This is a genomic window from Neorhizobium sp. AL 9.2.2 (assembly GCF_013317225.1).
Lineage (GTDB): Bacteria > Pseudomonadota > Alphaproteobacteria > Rhizobiales > Rhizobiaceae > Neorhizobium > Neorhizobium soli.
The window spans coordinates 343,609-362,686 of the sequence record NZ_JAALXU010000007.1; the positions used below are offsets into that span (position 1 = coordinate 343,609).

7 protein-coding genes are annotated in these 19,078 nt (G+C 60.8%); 3 read left to right on the forward strand and 4 right to left on the reverse strand.

Annotation, left to right across the window (positions count from 1 at the left end):
• The first annotated feature begins 75 nt into the window (after positions 1 to 75).
• Complete coding sequence (locus G6K99_RS16605) at positions 76 to 987, forward strand: DMT family transporter (protein ID WP_174197190.1); 912 nt, start codon at positions 76 to 78, stop codon at positions 985 to 987.
• A 20-nt stretch (positions 988 to 1,007) separates the two neighbouring features.
• On the opposite strand, the gene pyc is transcribed toward G6K99_RS16605, so the two are convergent.
• Entirely contained in the window at positions 1,008 to 4,469 is a 3,462-nt protein-coding gene (pyc, locus tag G6K99_RS16610) for a pyruvate carboxylase (RefSeq protein WP_174197191.1), read from the reverse strand.
• 100 nt (positions 4,470 to 4,569) lie between these two features.
• A complete protein-coding gene (locus G6K99_RS16615) occupies positions 4,570 to 5,307 on the reverse strand; it encodes a LuxR family transcriptional regulator (RefSeq protein WP_113165649.1) in 738 nt (245 codons plus the stop codon).
• A gap of 315 nt (positions 5,308 to 5,622) precedes the next feature.
• On the opposite strand from G6K99_RS16615, the gene G6K99_RS16620 reads away from it, so the two are divergent.
• Positions 5,623 to 7,398 (forward strand): glucan ABC transporter ATP-binding protein/ permease, encoded by a 1,776-nt coding sequence (locus G6K99_RS16620; protein ID WP_174197192.1) that lies wholly within the window; start codon positions 5,623 to 5,625, stop codon positions 7,396 to 7,398.
• Between the two features lie 381 nt (positions 7,399 to 7,779).
• Here the strand turns inward: G6K99_RS16620 and G6K99_RS16625 are convergent, their stop codons facing one another.
• The gene (locus G6K99_RS16625; RefSeq protein ID WP_174197193.1) at positions 7,780 to 16,275 is read right to left on the reverse strand and encodes a GH36-type glycosyl hydrolase domain-containing protein; all 8,496 of its coding nucleotides are present in this window, start codon (positions 16,273 to 16,275) and stop codon (positions 7,780 to 7,782) included.
• A 261-nt stretch (positions 16,276 to 16,536) separates the two neighbouring features.
• Here G6K99_RS16625 and G6K99_RS16630 point away from each other — a divergent pair, with 261 nt between their 5' ends.
• On the forward strand, positions 16,537 to 17,706 hold the full coding sequence (locus G6K99_RS16630) for a M20 aminoacylase family protein (RefSeq protein WP_244631498.1): 1,170 nt from the start codon (positions 16,537 to 16,539) through the stop codon (positions 17,704 to 17,706).
• Between the two features lie 384 nt (positions 17,707 to 18,090).
• Here the strand turns inward: G6K99_RS16630 and G6K99_RS16635 are convergent, their stop codons facing one another.
• A complete protein-coding gene (locus tag G6K99_RS16635) occupies positions 18,091 to 19,065 on the reverse strand; it encodes a threonine/serine dehydratase (protein ID WP_174197194.1) in 975 nt (324 codons plus the stop codon).
• Between the last annotated feature and the right edge of the window lie 13 nt (positions 19,066 to 19,078).

Genomic DNA, 19,078 nt, shown 5'->3' on the forward strand with positions numbered 1-19,078 from the left:
TGCAATCGCTGCAGAACGCCTTAAGCATTCGGATATGCAATGATATGAGGCGTCGGTATCCGGCGTGTGACTTTCTTGAAATCCAGCATCGGCAGCGGCATTCTTCTCGTCAGTACCTCCTACTTCGTGTTCACGCTTCATGATGCGGTGATCAAGCTGCTGGTGGTCGATGTCGGCGTCTGGCAGATCATTTTCTTCCGAAGCCTGACGGTTCTGATCGCCTGCCTCGTCATCGGGGGACGCGGTTTCATCCCGCGCGTTGTCCGCTCGCCGATCGTGCGGCCGATGATGGTGCGCAGCGTGATCCTTCTCGCCGCATGGGTTTCTTTCTACACCGCAGCCAAGTCCCTGCAATTGGCCGAACTGACGACGATCTATTACGCCAATCCGATCGTCGCCACCCTGCTTGCTATTCCGGTTCTGCGCGAAAAGGTGCCCGCGGTCCGCTGGGTGGCGATCATCCTCGGCTTCGTCGGCGTGGTGATTGCCGCAAATCCGGCCGGGTTGACACTTTCGCTCCCGGTCGGTCTCGCGCTCCTCGCGGCAATCCTCTGGGCCATCGGCAGCGTTCTCTTGCGCAACACGGCGATGAACGAGAAGACCCTTGTCCAGATGACGCTCACCAACTTCTTCTTCGTGGTGATGACCTTCGTCATGGCCGTGCTGACATGGCAGCCGGTCGATCTGAAAAGCGGTGCGCTTCTGGCGCTCGTCGGCATTCTCGGCGGCACCGCCCAGGCGACGCTGTTCGAGGCGATGCGACGGGCGCCGGTCTCGGTGCTTGCCCCGTTCGAATATTCCTCGCTGATATGGGCGTTCGTGCTGGGCTACGCCATCTGGCAGGACATTCCCGCAAGCAATGTCGCCGCCGGTGCCGCACTGATCTTCTGCGCCGGACTGCTGATCGTCGCCAGCGAGCGGCTGGCGGCGAGGCGCTATCGCCTCGCTCAACCTGCGGACGGATCAGACGGACCGACGGACGCCTGAGTCGTCAAGAGTTTGACCCGTCAGGACCCGTAGACGACGAGCAGATCCTTGGCGTCGATCTGGTCGCCGGCCTTGACCAGCACTTCGGCAAGCGTGCCGTCCTTTTCGGCGTGCAGCGCGGTTTCCATCTTCATCGCTTCGATGGAGACAAGCACGTCACCGGCCTTGACCGCCTGACCCGACGCCACGAAGACGCGGGAAATGACGCCCGGCATCGGCGCGCCCAAATGCAGGGGATTGGCGATATCCGCTTTGGCCCGCACAGCCGAACCGCTTCCGCCATGGGCCCGGTCCGGCACCTTGATGCGGCGCGGCTGGCCGTTCAGTTCGAAAAAGGCGGTGACCATGCCCTGCGCATCCGGCGCACTCGTCGCCTGGTTGACGATAACAAGCGTCTTGCCGCGTTCGATATCGGCAAACAGCTCTTCGCCATCCGCGATCCCGTAGAAATAGGCATGCGTCGGCAACACGGAGACCGGACCGTAGGTCTCCGACGCCAGGGCGAAGTCGGTGAACACTTTCGGGTACATCAGATACGAGGCGAACTCGAAGTCGTCGACCTTGCGCTCCAGCTTGTCCTCGATCGTCTTGCGCTCGGCATCGAGATCAGCCGGCGCCAGCAGCGAACCGGGAACGTCCGTATAGGGCTGATCGCCCTTCAGCGCTTTTTTCTGGAGCGCCTGCGGCCATCCGCCCGGAGGCTGGCCGAGATCGCCCTTCAGCATCGACACGACCGAATCCGGGAAGGCGATGTCCTTGGCCGGGTTTTCAACGTCGGCCACGTTCAGATCCTGGCTGACCATCATCAGCGCCATGTCGCCCACCACCTTGGACGACGGCGTGACCTTGACGATATCGCCGAACATCCGGTTCACATCGGCATAGGTCTGCGCGACCTTGTGCCACTTGCTCTCGAGACCGAGCGAACGGGCCTGTTCCTTGAGGTTGGTAAACTGGCCACCCGGCATTTCATGCAGGTAGACTTCCGAGGCCGGACCCTTGAGATCGCTCTCGAACGCCGCATACTGGCCGCGCACCGCTTCCCAGTAGAACGAGATCTTGCGGATCCATTCCGGATCAAGCCCGGTATCGCGGTCTGTTCGCGACAGCGCTTCGACGATCGAACCGAGGCAGGGCTGCGACGTGTTGCCCGACAGCGCATCCATCGCCGCATCGACGACGTCGACGCCGGCATCGACAGCCGCAAGCACGGTCGCAGCCGAGATGCCCGACGTATCGTGCGTGTGGAAATGGATCGGCAGCGAAGTCGCTTCGCGCAATGCCTTGAACAGGACGCGGGCGGCAGCAGGCTTCAGCAGGCCCGCCATATCCTTCAGCGCGATGATATGGGCGCCGGCCTTTTCGAGCTCTTCCGCCAGTGCGACGTAATATTTGAGGTCGTATTTCGGGCGCGCCGAATTCAAGAGATCGCCGGTATAGCAGATCGCGGCTTCGCAGAGCCGGTTCTCCTCGTTCACCGCATCCATCGAGACGCGCATGTTGTCCACCCAGTTGAGGCAGTCAAACACACGGAAGACATCGATGCCGCCCTTGGCGGCCTGTTGGACGAAGTATTTGACGACATTGTCGGGATAGTTCTTGTAGCCGACGCCGTTTGCGCCGCGCAGCAGCATCTGCAGGAGAATGTTCGGCGCCGCCTCGCGGATCAACGCCAGCCGCTCCCACGGGTCCTCGGTCAGGAACCGCATCGACACGTCGAAGGTGGCACCGCCCCAGCATTCCAGCGAGAACAGGTTCGGCAGAGCCCGTGCGTAGACCCCGGCCACGCGGGCGATGTCATAGGTCCGCATGCGGGTGGCGAGCAGCGACTGGTGGCCGTCACGCATCGTCGTGTCGGTGATGAGGGCGCGGCTTTCGCCCCGCATCCACTCGGCGAATTTCTTCGGGCCGAGCTCATCCAGCTTCTGCTTGGTACCGGCGGGAATATCGCCGTTGATATAGGGCAGAACAGGCTTTGCGGCCTTTGCCGACGGTGCCGGACGACCCTTGGTTTCCGGATGACCGTTGACGGTGACGTCGGCAAGATAAGTCAGAAGCTTGGTGGCGCGGTCGGCGCGCTTCACCTGTTCGAACAGTTCGGGCGTCGTATCAATAAACCGCGTCGTATAGGAATTGTCGCGGAATTTCGGGTGGGTAATGATCGCTTCGAGGAAGGTGAGGTTCGTCGCGACGCCGCGGATGCGGAACTCGCGCAGCGCCCGGTCCATGCGGGCGATCGCTTCCAGCGGCTGCGGTGCCCAGGCCGTGACCTTGACGAGCAGCGGATCGTAGAAACGGGTGATGATCGCACCCGTATATGATGTTCCGCCATCGAGACGGATGCCGAAACCCGACGCCGAGCGGTAGGCGGTGATACGGCCGTAATCCGGAATGAAATTGTGCTCGGGATCCTCGGTGGTGATGCGGCACTGCAGCGCATGGCCGTTCAGCCGGATGTTCTCCTGCGCCGGAACGCCCGATTCCGGCGTGCCGATGGCAAAGCCGTCGAGGATGTGGATCTGCGCCTTGACGATATCGATGCCGGTGACGACTTCGGTCACCGTGTGCTCCACCTGGATGCGCGGATTGACCTCGATGAAGTAGAATTTGCCGGTATCGCTATCCATCAGATATTCGACCGTGCCGGCGCCGACATAATTGGTGGCGCCAGCGATCTTCAGCGAATAGGCAGCGAGTTCGGCCCGCTGCTCCTCGGAAAGATAAGGCGCCGGGGCGCGTTCCACGACCTTCTGGTTGCGCCGCTGGATCGAGCAGTCACGCTCGAACAGATGCACGACGTTGCCATGGGTATCGCCAAGGATCTGGCTTTCCACATGGCGGGCCCGCTCGACCAGCTTTTCGAGATAGACCTCGTCCTTGCCGAAGGCCGCTTTTGCTTCGCGCTTGGCCTCGACGACTTCCCTGGCGAGGTCCTTCGGATCGCGGATGGCACGCATGCCGCGACCGCCGCCGCCCCAGGACGCCTTGAGCATGACCGGATAACCGATCTCCTCGGCCATCTTCGCCACGACATCCATATCATCAGGCAGCGGTTCGGTGGCAGGAACTACGGGCACGCCGACCGAAATGGCAAGATTGCGCGCCGCCACCTTGTTGCCGAGCTGGCGCATCGTATCCGGACGCGGGCCGATGAAGATGATGCCCGCCGCGTCGCAGGCATCGACGAATTCGGGGCTTTCCGACAGGAGGCCGTAGCCTGGATGAATGGCATCGGCGCCCGAAAGCTTGGCAACCCGGATTACCTCTTCAATCGAAAGATAGCTCTCTATCGGGCCCATATCCTTGTCCAGATGGGGACCGCGACCGACCTGATAGCTTTCGTCCGCCTTGAACCGGTGCAGCGAGAGCTTGTCTTCCTCGGCCCAGATCGCCACCGTCTTGATGCCGAGCTCGTTGGCGGCGCGAAAGACGCGGATGGCGATTTCAGAGCGATTGGCGACGAGAATTTTCGATATCGGCAAGACAAGCCTCCCCAGGTGCCTCAAATGGTGCACCGCAAGAGATCAACATCTCCCGCATTAGGCAAGGGCTATTTGGTCGATAGCCGGCGTCAAGGACGCTTCAGGTCACCAGCCCATGGCGAAATGCCATGGCCACCACATGCTGTCGGTTCTTCGCTTTCAGCTTTTCCTGGAGGCCGTTGATATACCAGTCGACCGTGTGGTTGGAGATGTCGAGCGAACGTGCGATCTCGTGCGATGTCATGCCGTCGGCAAGGAGCGCCATGACTTCCATCTCGCGACGGGTGAGCTGGGTATCCAGTCTGGCCGAGGCCTCAAGCGCCGTCGCGTCGCCGGCGATCTCCAGCAGTCTCCAGAAAATGCGCTTGGCGGCCGTGTCGAACAGTGAGATCTCGGTCGGCGATAGATCGATCGGTTTGCCGCCGATGATCATGTTGCCGAGAAATCCGTTGCGTCCATGGATCGGAAACACGTAGCCGTCGTCGAGACCATGGCGGCCCGCTTCCTGCATCATCCGGTCCATCCGCGAACGATGCGGATCGGACTTCAGGGCAAGGATCGAATCGCGCCAGCGGAACGGGCGATGGGCCGCATTCAGCATCCGCATGACAGGGTCGATGACCGTATATTTGCGCGCGCGATAGACCTCGACCCAGCTGTCCGGCCAGCGGGAGATCAAGGTCATTCCCTCGGGATCCGTTTGCCCTTTTCTCAGGACGATTGCATAGAATTCGAAACCGTAGGTTTTGAGGAGTGACGCAAGATTGTTCGCCACATCCTTCGTCGTTCGTGCCTCTTCAACCAATACAAGCAACTGCACAACAAATTGGATGCTCAAATTCGCCCCCAGACCGTCTCCCCGACGATCGGCTTTATTCTTATAAAACACCGACGCCGGCATAGAACCCGACCGCCCGCTTAACATAGTTATCATTTATACCACGTACATGCCGAAATCTTGTGATTGACGCAGCGATCAGGATCGGCATCAGCATACCGCATCGGTAACCTAACTACGGGCGAACCCTTGCTCTCACTGGATTATTTTCGGAAAAGAAGTTCACCGGCTAGGTTCGTCTCGGATTCGCCCTGTCCTTGCCATAACTATGCTGCCAATCGTTTCATGCCTGCACTTCAATAGGAGTTGCGCCCGTTGACGCTCTTCCAAGTTTACGCCCGAGCTTTGCAATATCTGACGAAGAACCGATGGCGGGTCGCCGCGGTCGTCGTCGCCAACATTATTCTGGCCATCATCACGATTGCCGAACCGATTCTGTTCGGTCGAATCATCGACGCGATCTCCTCCAAGAGTGACGTCACCAACGTTCTGCTTCTGTGGGCGGGCTTCGGGGTCTTCAATACCGTCGCATTCGTGCTCGTTGCACGCGAGGCCGACCGTCTGGCCCACGGGCGCCGCGCGTCGCTGCTGACGGAAGCCTTCGGACGCATCATTTCGATGCCGCTGTCCTGGCACCACCAGCGCGGCACGTCGAACGCCCTGCATACGCTGCTGCGTGCCTCCGAAAGCCTGTTCGGTCTGTGGCTGGAATTTATGCGAACCCATCTCGCGACCGCCGTTGCAATCCTGCTGCTGATCCCGACCGCCATCTCGATGGACTGGCGCCTCAGCATCGTGCTTCTGATCCTCAGCATCTTCTACTGGATCATTGGCGTTGCCGTGATGAAGCGCACGAAGGAAGGCCAGGCCGCGGTCGAAACCCATTACCACCAGGTTTTCAGTCATGTCAGCGATTCGATAAGCAACGTCTCTGTGATTCACAGCTACAACCGCATCGAAGCCGAAACTTCAGCCCTCAAGAACTACACCAAGGATCTGCTGAAGGCGCAGTATCCGGTGCTGGACTGGTGGGCGCTGGCCGGCGGCCTCAACCGCACGGCGTCGACGGTCTCGATGGGCGTGATCCTTGTGATCGGCACTATGCTGGTGCAACAGGGCAAGATCCGCGTTGGTGACGTCGTCGCCTTTATCGGCTTCGCCAACCTTTTGATCGGCCGCCTCGATCTTCTGCGCCAGTTCGCAACCCAGATTTTCGAAGCCCGCGCCAAGCTCGAGGATTTCTTCGTTCTGGAAGATTCCGTCGAGGAGCGCGCCGAACCGACGGATGCACGCGATCTGGGAGATACGGTCCGGGGCGAAGTGGAGTTCCGCGACGTCTCCTTCGGCTTCTCCAACACGAGCCAGGGCGTTCACGACGTGTCGTTCATCGCGCAAGCGGGGGAAACGATTGCGATCGTCGGCCCGACCGGTGCCGGCAAGACGACGCTGATCAATCTCCTCCAGCGGGTCTATGATCCGCAGCAGGGCAAGATTCTGATCGACGGCGTCGATATCGGCACCATCACCCGCAAGTCACTGCGCCATTCCATCGCGACCGTGTTCCAGGACGCGGGCCTGCTTAACCGCTCGATCAGCGACAACATCCAGCTGGGACGAGAAGGTGCAACGCGGGAGGACATCGTCCGGGCGGCAGAAGCCGCAGCCGCGGCTGAATTCATCGAAACGCGTCTCAATGGCTACGACACGACGGTCGGCGAGCGTGGCAACCGCCTGTCGGGCGGCGAGCGCCAGCGTATTGCCATCGCCCGTGCGATCCTCAAAAACGCACCGATCCTCGTTCTCGACGAAGCAACCTCGGCGCTCGATGTGGAAACGGAACAGCGCGTGAAGGCGGCGATCGACAAGCTGCGTCAGAACCGCACCACGTTCATCATCGCGCACCGGCTCTCCACCATCCGCGACGCCAACAAGGTCATCTTCCTTGAGGGTGGGCGGATTGCCGAAATGGGCACCTACGACCAGCTGAGCCGCAGCGGCGGCCGCTTTACGTCGCTCCTCACCGCCAGCGGCATCGTCATCGACGAGGACGAGGAAGGCCACAAGGTCCCGGTACCCGCCGAGCACGCCTAAGCTCTCGACCACTTATACCGATCGAACATCAGACTCCTCGCCTCCAGAAATGGAGGCGGGCTTTTTTTTGTGAGGTAATGCGGGACCACCGCTTTTGCGCGTGATCTTCTGCGTACGCGGCTTTGCAGGTGCTTGCCATACCAAGTGCGTGCGGCGCGGGTTGGGTCCCGACCTGTTCCTGCCGGGATCCATGCCGCGCATTGTGAGCGGCATCCCGATCGGCTGGCACGATACGTGGACATCAGAGCAGGACATCGCCCCTCCCCCGGATCGGCCGACACTTCTCCTCACCGGGCACAAACCAACAAAAAACCCCGCTGCCATTGCTGGAAGCGGGGTTTCTGTTTGGGATACCATCAGGACGTTCGACGTCCGGTGGGATCAGCTTTCTGCGGGCGGAGCCGGCAATGCGCTGGTCGCTGGCGCCGAAAGGTTGAGGCCGTTGACCGGATCGACAGCGACGCCACCGATCGACGCCTTGCCGTCCTTGACCACAATCTCGTGGGTGACACCATCAAGGGTAAGTTCGGCGGTAAAGCCGTCCCAGCCGCTCGGCAGGACCGGATCGACAAACAGCGTATCGCCAGCACGGCGGATGCCGAGAATGCCTTCGACCGCGGCGCGGTAGAGCCAGCCGGCGGAACCCGTATACCAGGTCCAGCCACCGCGGCTCTGATAGTCGCCGGCACCATAGACGTCGGCTGCAACCACGTAAGGTTCGACGCGGTAGGTTTCGGCGGCATCCCGGTCAAGCGCATGGTTGATCGGGTTGAGCATCTGGAAGCACTTCCAGGCATCGTCGCCGCGCTTCAGCCGGGCGAGCGCGAGCACGACCCAGATTGCACCATGGGTATACTGGCCACCGTTTTCACGCACGCCGGGTGGATAGGCCTTGATGTAGCCCGGATCCCTGCGCGTGTCCTGGAACGGCGGGGTGAAGAGGCGGATGATACCCGCATCCTCGTCCACGAGCTTGTCCATGACCGCGTTCATAGCCTGCTCGGAACGATCCGGCCTGCCTTCGCCAGACAGCACACTCCAGGACTGGCCGAGCGAATCGATGCGGCATTCGTCGCTCTTGGCCGAGCCGAGCGGAGAACCGTCGTCGAAATAACCGCGGCGGTAATAGGCACCGTCCCAGCCATCCGATTCCAGCGCAGCCTTCAGCGTATCGATATGCTTGCTCCAACGATCGGCACGCGAACGATCCTTGCGGGCTTCCGCATAGGGCAGGAAGTTTCGAAGCGCAGCCGCCAGGAACCAACCGAGCCAGACGCTCTGACCACGACCGGCCATGCCGACACGGTTCATCCCGTCGTTCCAGTCGCCACCGAGAATGAGCGGAAGATCCAGGTCTCCGGTCCGCTCAACCGCGAGATCGAGCGCGCGTGCTGCGTGTTCGTAGAGATCGGCGACCTCGTTGGAGATCTCCGGCTGGATAAAGGCGTCGTGCTTGTTCTTTTCCAGCAACGGTCCGGTGAGGAACGGCAGCTTCTCATCGAGCATCGACAGATCGCCGGTCACCGAGACATACTGGTGGATCGCGTAGGCAAGCCACACCACGTCGTCGGAGATCGTCGTGCGAACGCCGGCGCCGGTGTTGGGAAGCCACCAGTGCATGACATCGCCTTCGCGGAACTGCCGCGACGCCGCATTGAGGATCTGCTTGCGGGCAAGCGACGGCTCATGCAGCAGGAACGCGAGCGTATCCTGCAACTGGTCGCGGAAGCCGAAGGCACCCGATGCCTGGTAGAAGGCGGTACGGGCCATGATGCGGCAACCGAGTGCCTGATAGGGCAGCCAGTGATTGACCATGTTGTCGAGCGACTTGTCCGGCGTCGAAATCTTCAGGCGGCCGGTGAAACCGCTCCAGAAGCTGCGGTTCTCCGCAAGGATATCCTCGAACCGGTCGCCGCGAAGCGCCAGTGCAAGGCTTTCCGCCTCCTGCTTCGTGGCAGCATCGCCAAGGAAGAAGGTGACTTCGGTTTCTTCACCCGGAGCCAGTTCGACGTCGTAGGCAAGTGCTCCGCACGGGTCGCCGTCGAGATCGAGCGAGCCGCTGAGGCTTGAACCGGAAACGACCGCTGCCGGCAACTGAACCGAACCGAACTTGCCGACAAACTCCCGACGGCTTGCCGTAAAGCCCGACGGTGTCTCGTGCATGCCGAGGAAGGCAAAGCGCGAGAAGTTGATGCTGAACGGGTTGGTCGCAAACAGCGTGCCCGTCGCCTCGTCACGGCTGGACAGGATGAATGGCGAGGTCTTGGCAGGATTGGTGCCCAGCAGCCATTCGACATAGCCGTAGATGCGCAGCTTCTTCGTTTCCGAACCGGTGTTGCGAAGCTTCATATGCGAAAGCTTTGCGGACCGGTTGCGGTCCACCGTCTGGGTCAGCGACAGCTTGACGCCATCTTCCTCGGTCGAGAACACCGAATAGCCGAGGCCGTGACGGGTTTCGAACACGGTTTCTGGACGACGCGACAGAGCCGCGAACGGCGTGACCACGGTGCCCTTGTCGATATCGGCCACGTAGAAGCCTTCGCCGGGACGGTTGATGACGAGATCGTTGGTCCACGGCGTCATCTGGTAGTCGCGCGAGTTCTGCGCCCAGGTAAAGCCTGCGCCTTCCGCGGAAACGTGGAAGCCGAAATTGTCGTTGGAGATGACGTTGATCCACGGATGCGGCGTCGACTGACCACCGTTGAGGCGCACGACATATTCGCTGCCATCAGCGGAGAAGCCGCCAAAACCGTTCCAGAATTCGACGCCGGCCGGACCTTCGCTGGTCTCGACGGGAGCGGAATAGATCTCGCCATTTAGCAGCGGACGGCGATCAACCTCGATCTCCTGATCCTTCGGCGGGGCGAAGATCGTGCTGGTCCGGTTCAACTGATCGCTGATGCGGCCGTTGCGCGCATGAAGCACGACGCGGGACGCGGCAATCAGACCATCGGCGCCGGCACCTTCGATCAGGTCGCGGCGCAGCGTGAAGACGTGCTGGCGTCCACCTTCCTGACCCATGCGGGCAGACATGTGTTCGATCGACGTCTGTACTTCCTGGGCACCCTCGGTTGCCCGCTCGTTGAAGATGACGAGATCAGACACAACGCCGCGCGAGCGCAGGTACTGCTGGGCAAGGATAGCTTCCTTGGCAACCGGCATGTCGTTTTCGTCATTAATGCGCAGCGTGAAGATCGGCAGGTCGCCGGACACCGCCGACGGCCACAGCCCCGACTGTGCCTGCATGCCGGCCTTCAGCGTCGGCTGATCGGCCCGAAGCTGCATGTCCGGATAGACCAGATAGCGGGCGAGATGCTGGAAGGCCGCGGCATCCTGCGAAGTGACGCCGAGATGGCGCATCTGCACCTGCGTGCGGGTCCAGGCCTGGGTCAGTTCGTTCTGGAAGGTTTCGGCATGACGATAATGTTCGATCGCCTTGTCGAGATCCTCGCGCCGGGGAGCAGCGATCGTCCAGAAGATAACGCTGACCTTCTTGCCCGCGGGCACACGAACCGTGCGGCGCAGCGATAGGATCGGATCGAGCGTGAAGCCGTCGGTGTTGGACAGCGACGCACCCGGATCGAAAGCCGCAGCTTCCGACAGCGTGCGACCCCGGCCGAGGAACTTGCGACGGTCGGTCTCGTATTCGGTCGGTCGCGAAGACCCGGCATTGTCGGCGGCAAGATGTGCCACGATCATGTCGGGATCGCTGAGGTCGCGCTTGTTGCGCCAGGCGCGGATGACGTCGCCACGCTTGCCGATCTCGGTGCGGATAAACATGCGTGAGAACACGGGATGGCCACTGTCGCCATCGTCGCCGGCAATCACAGGCTCCATGTAGGAGGTCACTTCGATGAAGCGGTCCTCGTCGCCCATGTTGAGCAACGTCACGCGACGGCCTTCGGCATCGTGTTCGGTGCCGACGATGACTTCGACCGTGCTGGTCAGTTCGCCGACCGTCTTGTGGAATTCGGCCTTTTCGTCACCGAACACCGTCTTGGTCTGCTCGCCTTCGGCGCGGCGCGGTTCGGCCGTGGTGGACCACCACTCGCCGGATGTCGTGTCGCGCAGGAAGATGAACTGCCCCCAGCGGTCTTCCGTCGGATCCGCCTTCCAGCGGGAAACCGAAAGGTTGTTCCAGCGCGAATAGCCGGAACCGGTCGCCGTCAGCATCAGCGAGTAATGGCCGTTGGAGAGCAGAACCAGTTCGCGGTCCTTGGTGGCCGGGTTGGTGACCGTGCGGATTTCCGGACGCAGCAGTTCGCCGCCGCCGGTACCTGGCTTTTCCTCGTGCTTGGCGCTCATCACTGGAATGTCGCGCGGTGCCTTTTCCTGAAGCAGCAGTTCCGCCGCCTCGATTACAGGATCGGCATGGAAGAGTTCGCGCAGCAGGCCGTTCATGACGACGTTGGCAACGGCTGCAATCGACATGCCATGGTGGTGGGCATAGTAGTTGTAGACGACCGCACAGCGCTTGCCTTCCGGCACACGGGTCGGCGTGAAGTCGACCGCATCGTGGAAGCCGTAGATGCCGAGTGCGCCAAGCTTGCGCAACTCGTTGAGGTTTTCGACGGCCGCGATCGGATCGTACTGGCTGGCGAGTATCGAGGCATAGGGTGCGATAACGGCATTCTGGCCGAGACCGCGCTTCAGACCCAGCGTCGGCACACCGAAGTTGGTGTACTGATAGTGCATCTGATGATCGAGCGCGTTGAACGCGGCTTCCGAAATGCCCCATGGCGTGCCGAGACGGCGGCCGTGGTTCATCTGTTCCTTGACGATCAGGTTGTTGGTCTGGTTGAGGATACCACCCTGACGCTCCTGCATGACGAGCGGCGGCATCAGGTATTCGAACATCGAACCCGACCAAGAGACGAGCGCACCGCGCGCGCCGATCGGCACGACGTGACGGCCAAGCTTGTACCAGTGTTCCGTGGGCAGATCACCCTTTGCGATCCCGAACAGGCTGGTGAGACGCGCTTCGGACGCGAGAAGGTCGTAGCACGCCTCGTCGACCTCGTTGCTTTCGACCCGGTAGCCGATCGACAGAAGGCGGCGGTCCTTGCGGAACAGGAACTTGAAGTCCATTCCGAAGGCGATCTTGCGGGCACGGTCACGCAACACGGCGAGACGGTCGCGCAGTTCCTCGATATTGCCGTTGTCGAACGTGCTGTCGCCGATATGCGCTTCGCAGACGGCAACCAGCGACGCTGCCCACTTGGTCACTTCCTCGCTCTGCGCGGAACGCACCTCATGATCGAGATTGTGCGACAGCTTCTGGATGTCGCGGGCAAGCACCGACAGGTTGATGATGCGGATCGAGGCAAACTCGTGCTCGCGCTTGACGGCGGCGAGCGCGTTTGAGAAGCCGATGATACGCTCCTCAAGACGGCGGCGCAGCGGACGGACGGTCTTGCGATCGTCCGGCAGCGACTTCAGCGTTTCTTCGAGAATGCCGACGACATCGCCGAGACCATCGAGATTGCCCTGGAGATGCGCAGAAGGCGCTTCCGCCCAGACACGGCAGGCCGACGAAATGGCGATCAGATGGCCCGCGAAATTGCCGCTGTCGACCGACGACACATAGCGCGGCATCAGAGGCTTCAGGGTATCGGTGTGATACCAGTTGTACATATGGCCGCGGAACTTGTCCGCACGCTCGACGGTCGCAAGCGTCTGCTCGATCCGTTCGATCGTTTCGGTAAACGAGATCCAGCCGAAATGCCGTGCTGAGACAATCGACAGAAGATAGACGCCGATATTGGTCGGTGACGTCCGCTTGGCGATCGAGGGATTTGGCTTTTCCTGGTAGTTGTCAGGCGGCAGGTAGTTCTGCTCGGCCGTGACGAAGGTTTCGAAATAGCGCCAGGTCCGCCGCGCGATCTTGCGCAGCTCGACCGAGACGTTCTCAGGCACGAACAGCTTGTCTTCGGTCTCAGCGGATTGGCTGACATACCAGGCAACCAGCGGCGAGAAGATCCACAGGATGGCGAACGGAATGCCGACCAGGAACGCGTTGTCGCCCGGCAGTGCCGCAAGGATTACCGAGAGAACGGCAATCGCCGGCGCATGCCACATGGCACGGTAGTAATCGGTGGGGCTGCCCTGGGCGCCCGACTGGATCGAGGCCGCGGTCTTCCATTCCAGCATCAGCTTGCGGCTGACGAGCAGGCGATAGAGCGAACGGGCGATCGCATCGGTCATGATGCAGGCGGAATCGGCGATGAACACAATGCGCAGTGCGACCTGTGCATTGGTGGAGCGCACATCCGACCAGACCGAATAGAAATGGGCGCTCGTGACATTGTCGCTGGAGCGCGGAAGAAGGTTGGTGAGAAGCGAGATGGTCGGCGCCACGAACAGCGAGAAGATCAGCAGGATCTGCCAGATCAGCGCACCGAGCGGATCCATGAAGTACCAGCCGAGGATGGAGGCGAAGAACCATGCGATCGGGGTCAGCGACCGGCGCAGGTTATCGAGCATCTTCCAGCGGCCAAGAGCGCTGACGCCCCGCTTGGCTTCAAGAATGTAAGGCAGGAGCTGCCAGTCGCCACGCGCCCAGCGATGCTGGCGCGAGACCTCGACCTCGTAGCGAACCGGGAAATCCTCGACCAGCTCGACATCGGTGATCAGCGCGCAGCGCGAGAACGAGCCTTCGAGAAGGTCGTGCGAGAGAACGGCGTTTTCTTCGATACGGCCCTTGAGGGACGTCTCGAACGCGTCGACGTGATAGAGGCCCTTGCCCGTGAACGAGCCTTCGGCCGTCAGGTCCTGATAGACATCAGAGACCGCAAAGACATAGGGATCGAGACCGCGGCCGACCGAAAACACGCGCTGGAAGACAGAGGCTTCCTTGCCGGTCGTCAATGACGGCGTCACGCGCGGCTGCATCAGACCGTAGCCGCGCACGACCTGGTGCGTATCAGGATCGATGACGGGACGGTTGATCGGGTGATGCATTTTGCCGACCAGCTTGGTCACCGCATCGCGGATCAGGCGGGTGTCGGCATCGAGCGTCATGACATACTGGACATTCTCCGGCACCATGTTGGCGCCCTGGAGATAGGTCGTGTCACGATCGCCGCGGAGCAGAAGATTGAGTTCGTGCAGCTTGCCACGCTTGCGCTCCCAACCCATCCAGGCGCCTTCGTTCGGGTTGAACAGGCGGCGGCGGTGCAGGAGGTAAAAGCGCGTCCCCGCCTCTTCCATGTAGCGGGTGTTCAGCGCTGCAATCTCGCGCTTGGCATATTCGAGGATTTCAAGATCAGCTTCCTGTTCCTCGAACTTGGCATCGCGCCAGTCGCTGAGGAGGGCAAAATAGATCTCGCCCTTGGGGTTGGCCAGATAATGGACTTCGAGATTGCGGACGAGTTCATCGACCGTATCCCGGTCGGCGATCAGGCAGGGCACCACGACCAGCGTGCGCGCCTCCTCGGGAATGCCTTCCTTGTATTCGTATCCGACAAGCCGGGCCGGTTTGACGAAATAGGTCACGACCGTATTGAACAGACCGGTCGCGCCTTCCGACGCGGGCAGCGCGAACATCAGAAGCAGGAAGAAGACGACCACCAGCGGAATGGCAGCCGCCACGAGGAAATAGCCGGTAACGGCGAGCGCCAGAAAGGTGAGAAGCATGACTGGGCCGCCGATGGCGAACCAGCCGAGCTTGCGGTAGGCGCGCACAGCCCGCTGCAGAAGCGGCGGCTGGTAGCCGACGGCCGTCTCCAGCTCCTTGCGGCGGCGCCCGACGATGAAGGCGCCGACATTGGTTTCGCGCTCGTCCGGATTTTGCGCCCTAGCCGCGATCGCAAGATCAACGGCAGCCTGGGTCACCTCGGCTTCGCTGCGCTTGGAAACGCGGGCGATCTTTTCGATGCGGCTGCGGAAGGCATTGCGCGAGCCGAAATCGAGCGCTTCGTAATCCGTGTGCTCGCGGAAGATCTTGTCGATCTGCGAGACCTCTTCGAACCAGACGCTCCACTCCGTATCGTCGATCAGGCGCAGGCTCTTGATGATGTTGCCCATCGTCACGTTGCCGGACGACAAGCGGCTCTGTTCCGCCTGCATCACGGTTTCGACAGCCTTGCCGGACGCGACCAGCCGCTTCTCCAGCCATTCGATGGCAAAGCCGGAATTCTGCGAGGCATTGCGCAGGCGATAGAGGAACTGGCTGGTAAACGTGTTGTCGTCGGTGAGGCCTTCGAGGCTCTTCAGGAGCTCGGCACCGGCAGTCTCGTCGTTCAGACGAATGATCTCGTCGGCGGCATCGTTGGCGCGGCGGCGCATGTTGCGCGAGCGATCAACGCGGCTGGCGATACGACGCAGGTTCTCAATGAGAACGAAGCGGATGAACGATGGCAGCGCCCAGAGTTCGCCGATCTCCAGCGGCTCGTCGGTCTGGTAACCCTCGACCATCTCGGCCAGCGTTTCGCGCGAGATGCTGCTGTGGGTGTGCGCCACATAAAGCCATGCCAGCGAGAGAACGCGCGGGATTTCCTGGCTGCCGATCTTGGTGGTCGGCAACTGCTTGAAGAATTTCTTCGGGAAGTCGCGGCGGACTTCCTGGATCGCTTCCTCGACGATGTAATAGTTGTCGAGCAGCCATTCCGCGGCAGGCGTGATCGAAGCACCCGCATCGACATCCTGCGCGGCGGCGCGATAGACCCTGAGAATTTCCTTCTCGTTTTCCGCGTGGCGCGTGAAAAACTCGAATTTCATGAAGCCCGGCAGATCGGCTGCACCTTGCCGACCCAGCGTTTCTCCACATTGCCGAAGATCATCAGCCGTAAAATACGTCGCGCGGATCGAATCGTTATGATCGATCTGCTTGCTTTCCGTTTCGCGGGTAGAAGCCGAAGGCTGAATATCAGGGGACATGGATGAACTTCTGAATGAATTTCGTTTCACGAACTAAGATGCGAAGCATGAGATAGAGAGCGATCCTTATATTGCAAATCGTGGATCAATCGCTATCGCATCTGCTCACGCAGTAAGACATTGTCGGCTCTAGGGCCAACAGCCTGAATAAATGCTGAATGCGAGGCTGTTCATTTGCCTGAACGATGATGGCACTGCTAAACGTGAACGATACGAGTGAGCAGCTTGGACGCGTTTGCAGGCAGATAGGGTGATGGAACGATGACGATCAAGTTTACCAACGACATGAGCGAAGTTGTGGCAACCCGCCGCTTTCTGCATCAGCATCCCGAACTTGGCCTCTCGGAATTCACCACTTCGGACTATATCGCGGCAAAGCTTGAGGAATTCGGTTACGCCGTCACCCGCGGCCTCGGCAAGACCGGCATCGTTGCGACCCTGAAGAACGGATCGAGCGATCGATCGGTCGGCATTCGCGCCGATATCGACGCGCTTCCGATCGAGGAAGAAACCGGCGCGGACTATGCAAGCCTCAACAAGGGCGTCATGCATGCCTGCGGTCACGATGGCCATACCGCCATGCTTCTGGGTGCCGCAAAGATACTCGCACAGCGCAAAAACTTCGACGGCACACTCAATCTGATCTTCCAGCCGGCAGAAGAAAATTTCGGCGGCGCCAGGCTGATGATGGAGGACGGACTGTTCGATCGCTTTCCCTGCGACGCCGTCTTCGGCCTGCACAATGACCCAGGCCTGCCCTTTGGCAAGATCTTCGTCAAAGAAGGGCCGATCATGGCGGCGGTCGACGAATGCCGTATCGTCGTCAACGGCCGCGGCGGCCATGGCGCCGAACCTCAGGATGCCGCAGACCCGATCGTCGCCGGCGCCAGTATCATCATGGCGCTGCAGACTGTCGTTTCTCGCAACATCCATCCACTCGATCCGGCCGTCGTCACGGTCGGCGCATTCAACGCCGGCATCGCCAGCAATGTCATTCCGGAGCGGGCAGAAATGGTTATCACCATCCGGTCCTTCGACCCTGCCGTGCGAGACAAGCTGGAGGAACGGATCCGCGGTGTAGCAGTTGGCCAGGCGGCAAGCTACGGCATGACAGCGACGATCGAATACACCCGCGGCTACGACGCGACCGTCAACCACAAAGCGGAGACGGACTTTGTCAGGGACCTGGCGAAGAAGGTTGTCGGCCCGGAAAACCTTGCAGAAATCGAACGGCCGATGATGGGCGCCGAGGACTTCGGTTATTTCCTTGCAGAGAAGCCAGGCACCTATTTCTTCTTAGGCACCGCAAGAACCAAGAACGATCCCCCGCTCCATCATCCGAAATTCGACTTTAACGACGACGCCTTGCCGATCGGGACGAATTTCTGGGTGGAACTGGCCGAAGCCTATCTGCCGACGACACAGGGCTGAAACAATAAGCCTTCCGATCCGGGCGCGGATCGGAAGGCTTCGTTGCTATTGAAACCTTGAATTTCGGAAACGTGTCAGGCGAGAATACCGAGCGTGACTGCCCCGATGAACACGAAGGCGGCAGTCACAAGGCCTGCATATGCTACCCACTGCCACCTGCTGACGACGCCCGCCGCGCGGTGAGGGAATGCCCGAGTATGATGCTGGATCGGCTGCATGCGAACCTCCCGGTTTTGTGTCTCTTCCCATGTAGTTTAGCTTAACTCTACCAAGCTTATAGAGATAACTTTCTCCTGAGCACCACGTTCCTTGGAAAATACTTTTTTCTTAACGCCCCAACGTGCCGGTTAACGGTTTATTATGCCTGCGGCCTAAAACGAGACCTCAGGCGGCAAACCTGTCGAGCGCCAGGCGGAACACGTCCGGGTCGATATTGCCGCCTGAGCAGACCGCAATCACCGTCTCACCAAGGCTCTCGCCATGGAAAAGCGCTGCCGCCAGCGCAACCGCGCCGCCCGGTTCAACGACGATCTTCAGACGGTTGAAGGCAAGCGCCACCGCATGCAGCGCTTCATCTTCCGTCACCACTATGCCCGGGCCGCAGAGACGCGACATGATCGGAAAGGTAATCGTGCCAGGCTGCGGCGTGACGATCGCGTCGCAGAGCGAACCTGATTGTGTGGCGTTCTTCTGGATCGTTCCGCTCGCAAGCGAACGGGTCACATCGTCGAAGCCTTTAGGTTCGCAGGGATGCACGGTAAAGCCCGGTGCACGTGCTTCGAGCGCCAGCGAAATCCCGGAGATGAAACCGCCCCCGCCGGTCGGCACCAGAACGCTGGCCTGCGTGATCCCCTCTTCCGAAGCCTGTTCGGCGATTTCCAGACCTGCCGTTCCCTGCCCGGCAATGACAAGCGGTTCGTCGAATGGCTTAATGAGGGTCAGGCCTCTTTCGCTCGAAAGCTGCCGGCCGATCTCGTCACGATCCTCCCTGGCGCGATCGTAGAGCACCACTTCGGCGCCGTAGGCCCGCGTGTTTTCAATTTTGATGCGCGGCGCATCGGCGGGCATGATGATGACGGCCGGAATGCCATGCATCCTGGCCGCCAGCGCCACGCCCTGCGCATGGTTCCCGGACGAAAAGGCGATAACGCCCTTCGCGCGAACGTCCGCCGGAAGATACGAAATTGCTGACCACGCGCCACGGAACTTGAACGAGCCGGTCTGCTGCAGGCATTCGGGTTTCACGAAGATGCGCCGCCCGGCGATGTCATCCAGAAATGACGAGGACAGAAGCGGCGTGCGGCGGGCATGGCCGGAAAGACGGCCGCGCGCGGCTTCGATCATGGCAATATCGGTCATCGGGAAATCCTTG

Excerpts from the sequence above, each read along its gene's own strand:
- G6K99_RS16625 (WP_174197193.1), bottom strand. The coding sequence starts at position 16,275 with ATGTCCCCTGATATTCAGCCTTCGGCTTCTACCCGCGAAACGGAAAGC.
- G6K99_RS16630 (WP_244631498.1), top strand. The coding sequence starts at position 16,537 with ATGACGATCAAGTTTACCAACGACATGAGCGAAGTTGTGGCAACCCGC.
- G6K99_RS16635 (WP_174197194.1), bottom strand. The coding sequence starts at position 19,065 with ATGACCGATATTGCCATGATCGAAGCCGCGCGCGGCCGTCTTTCCGGC.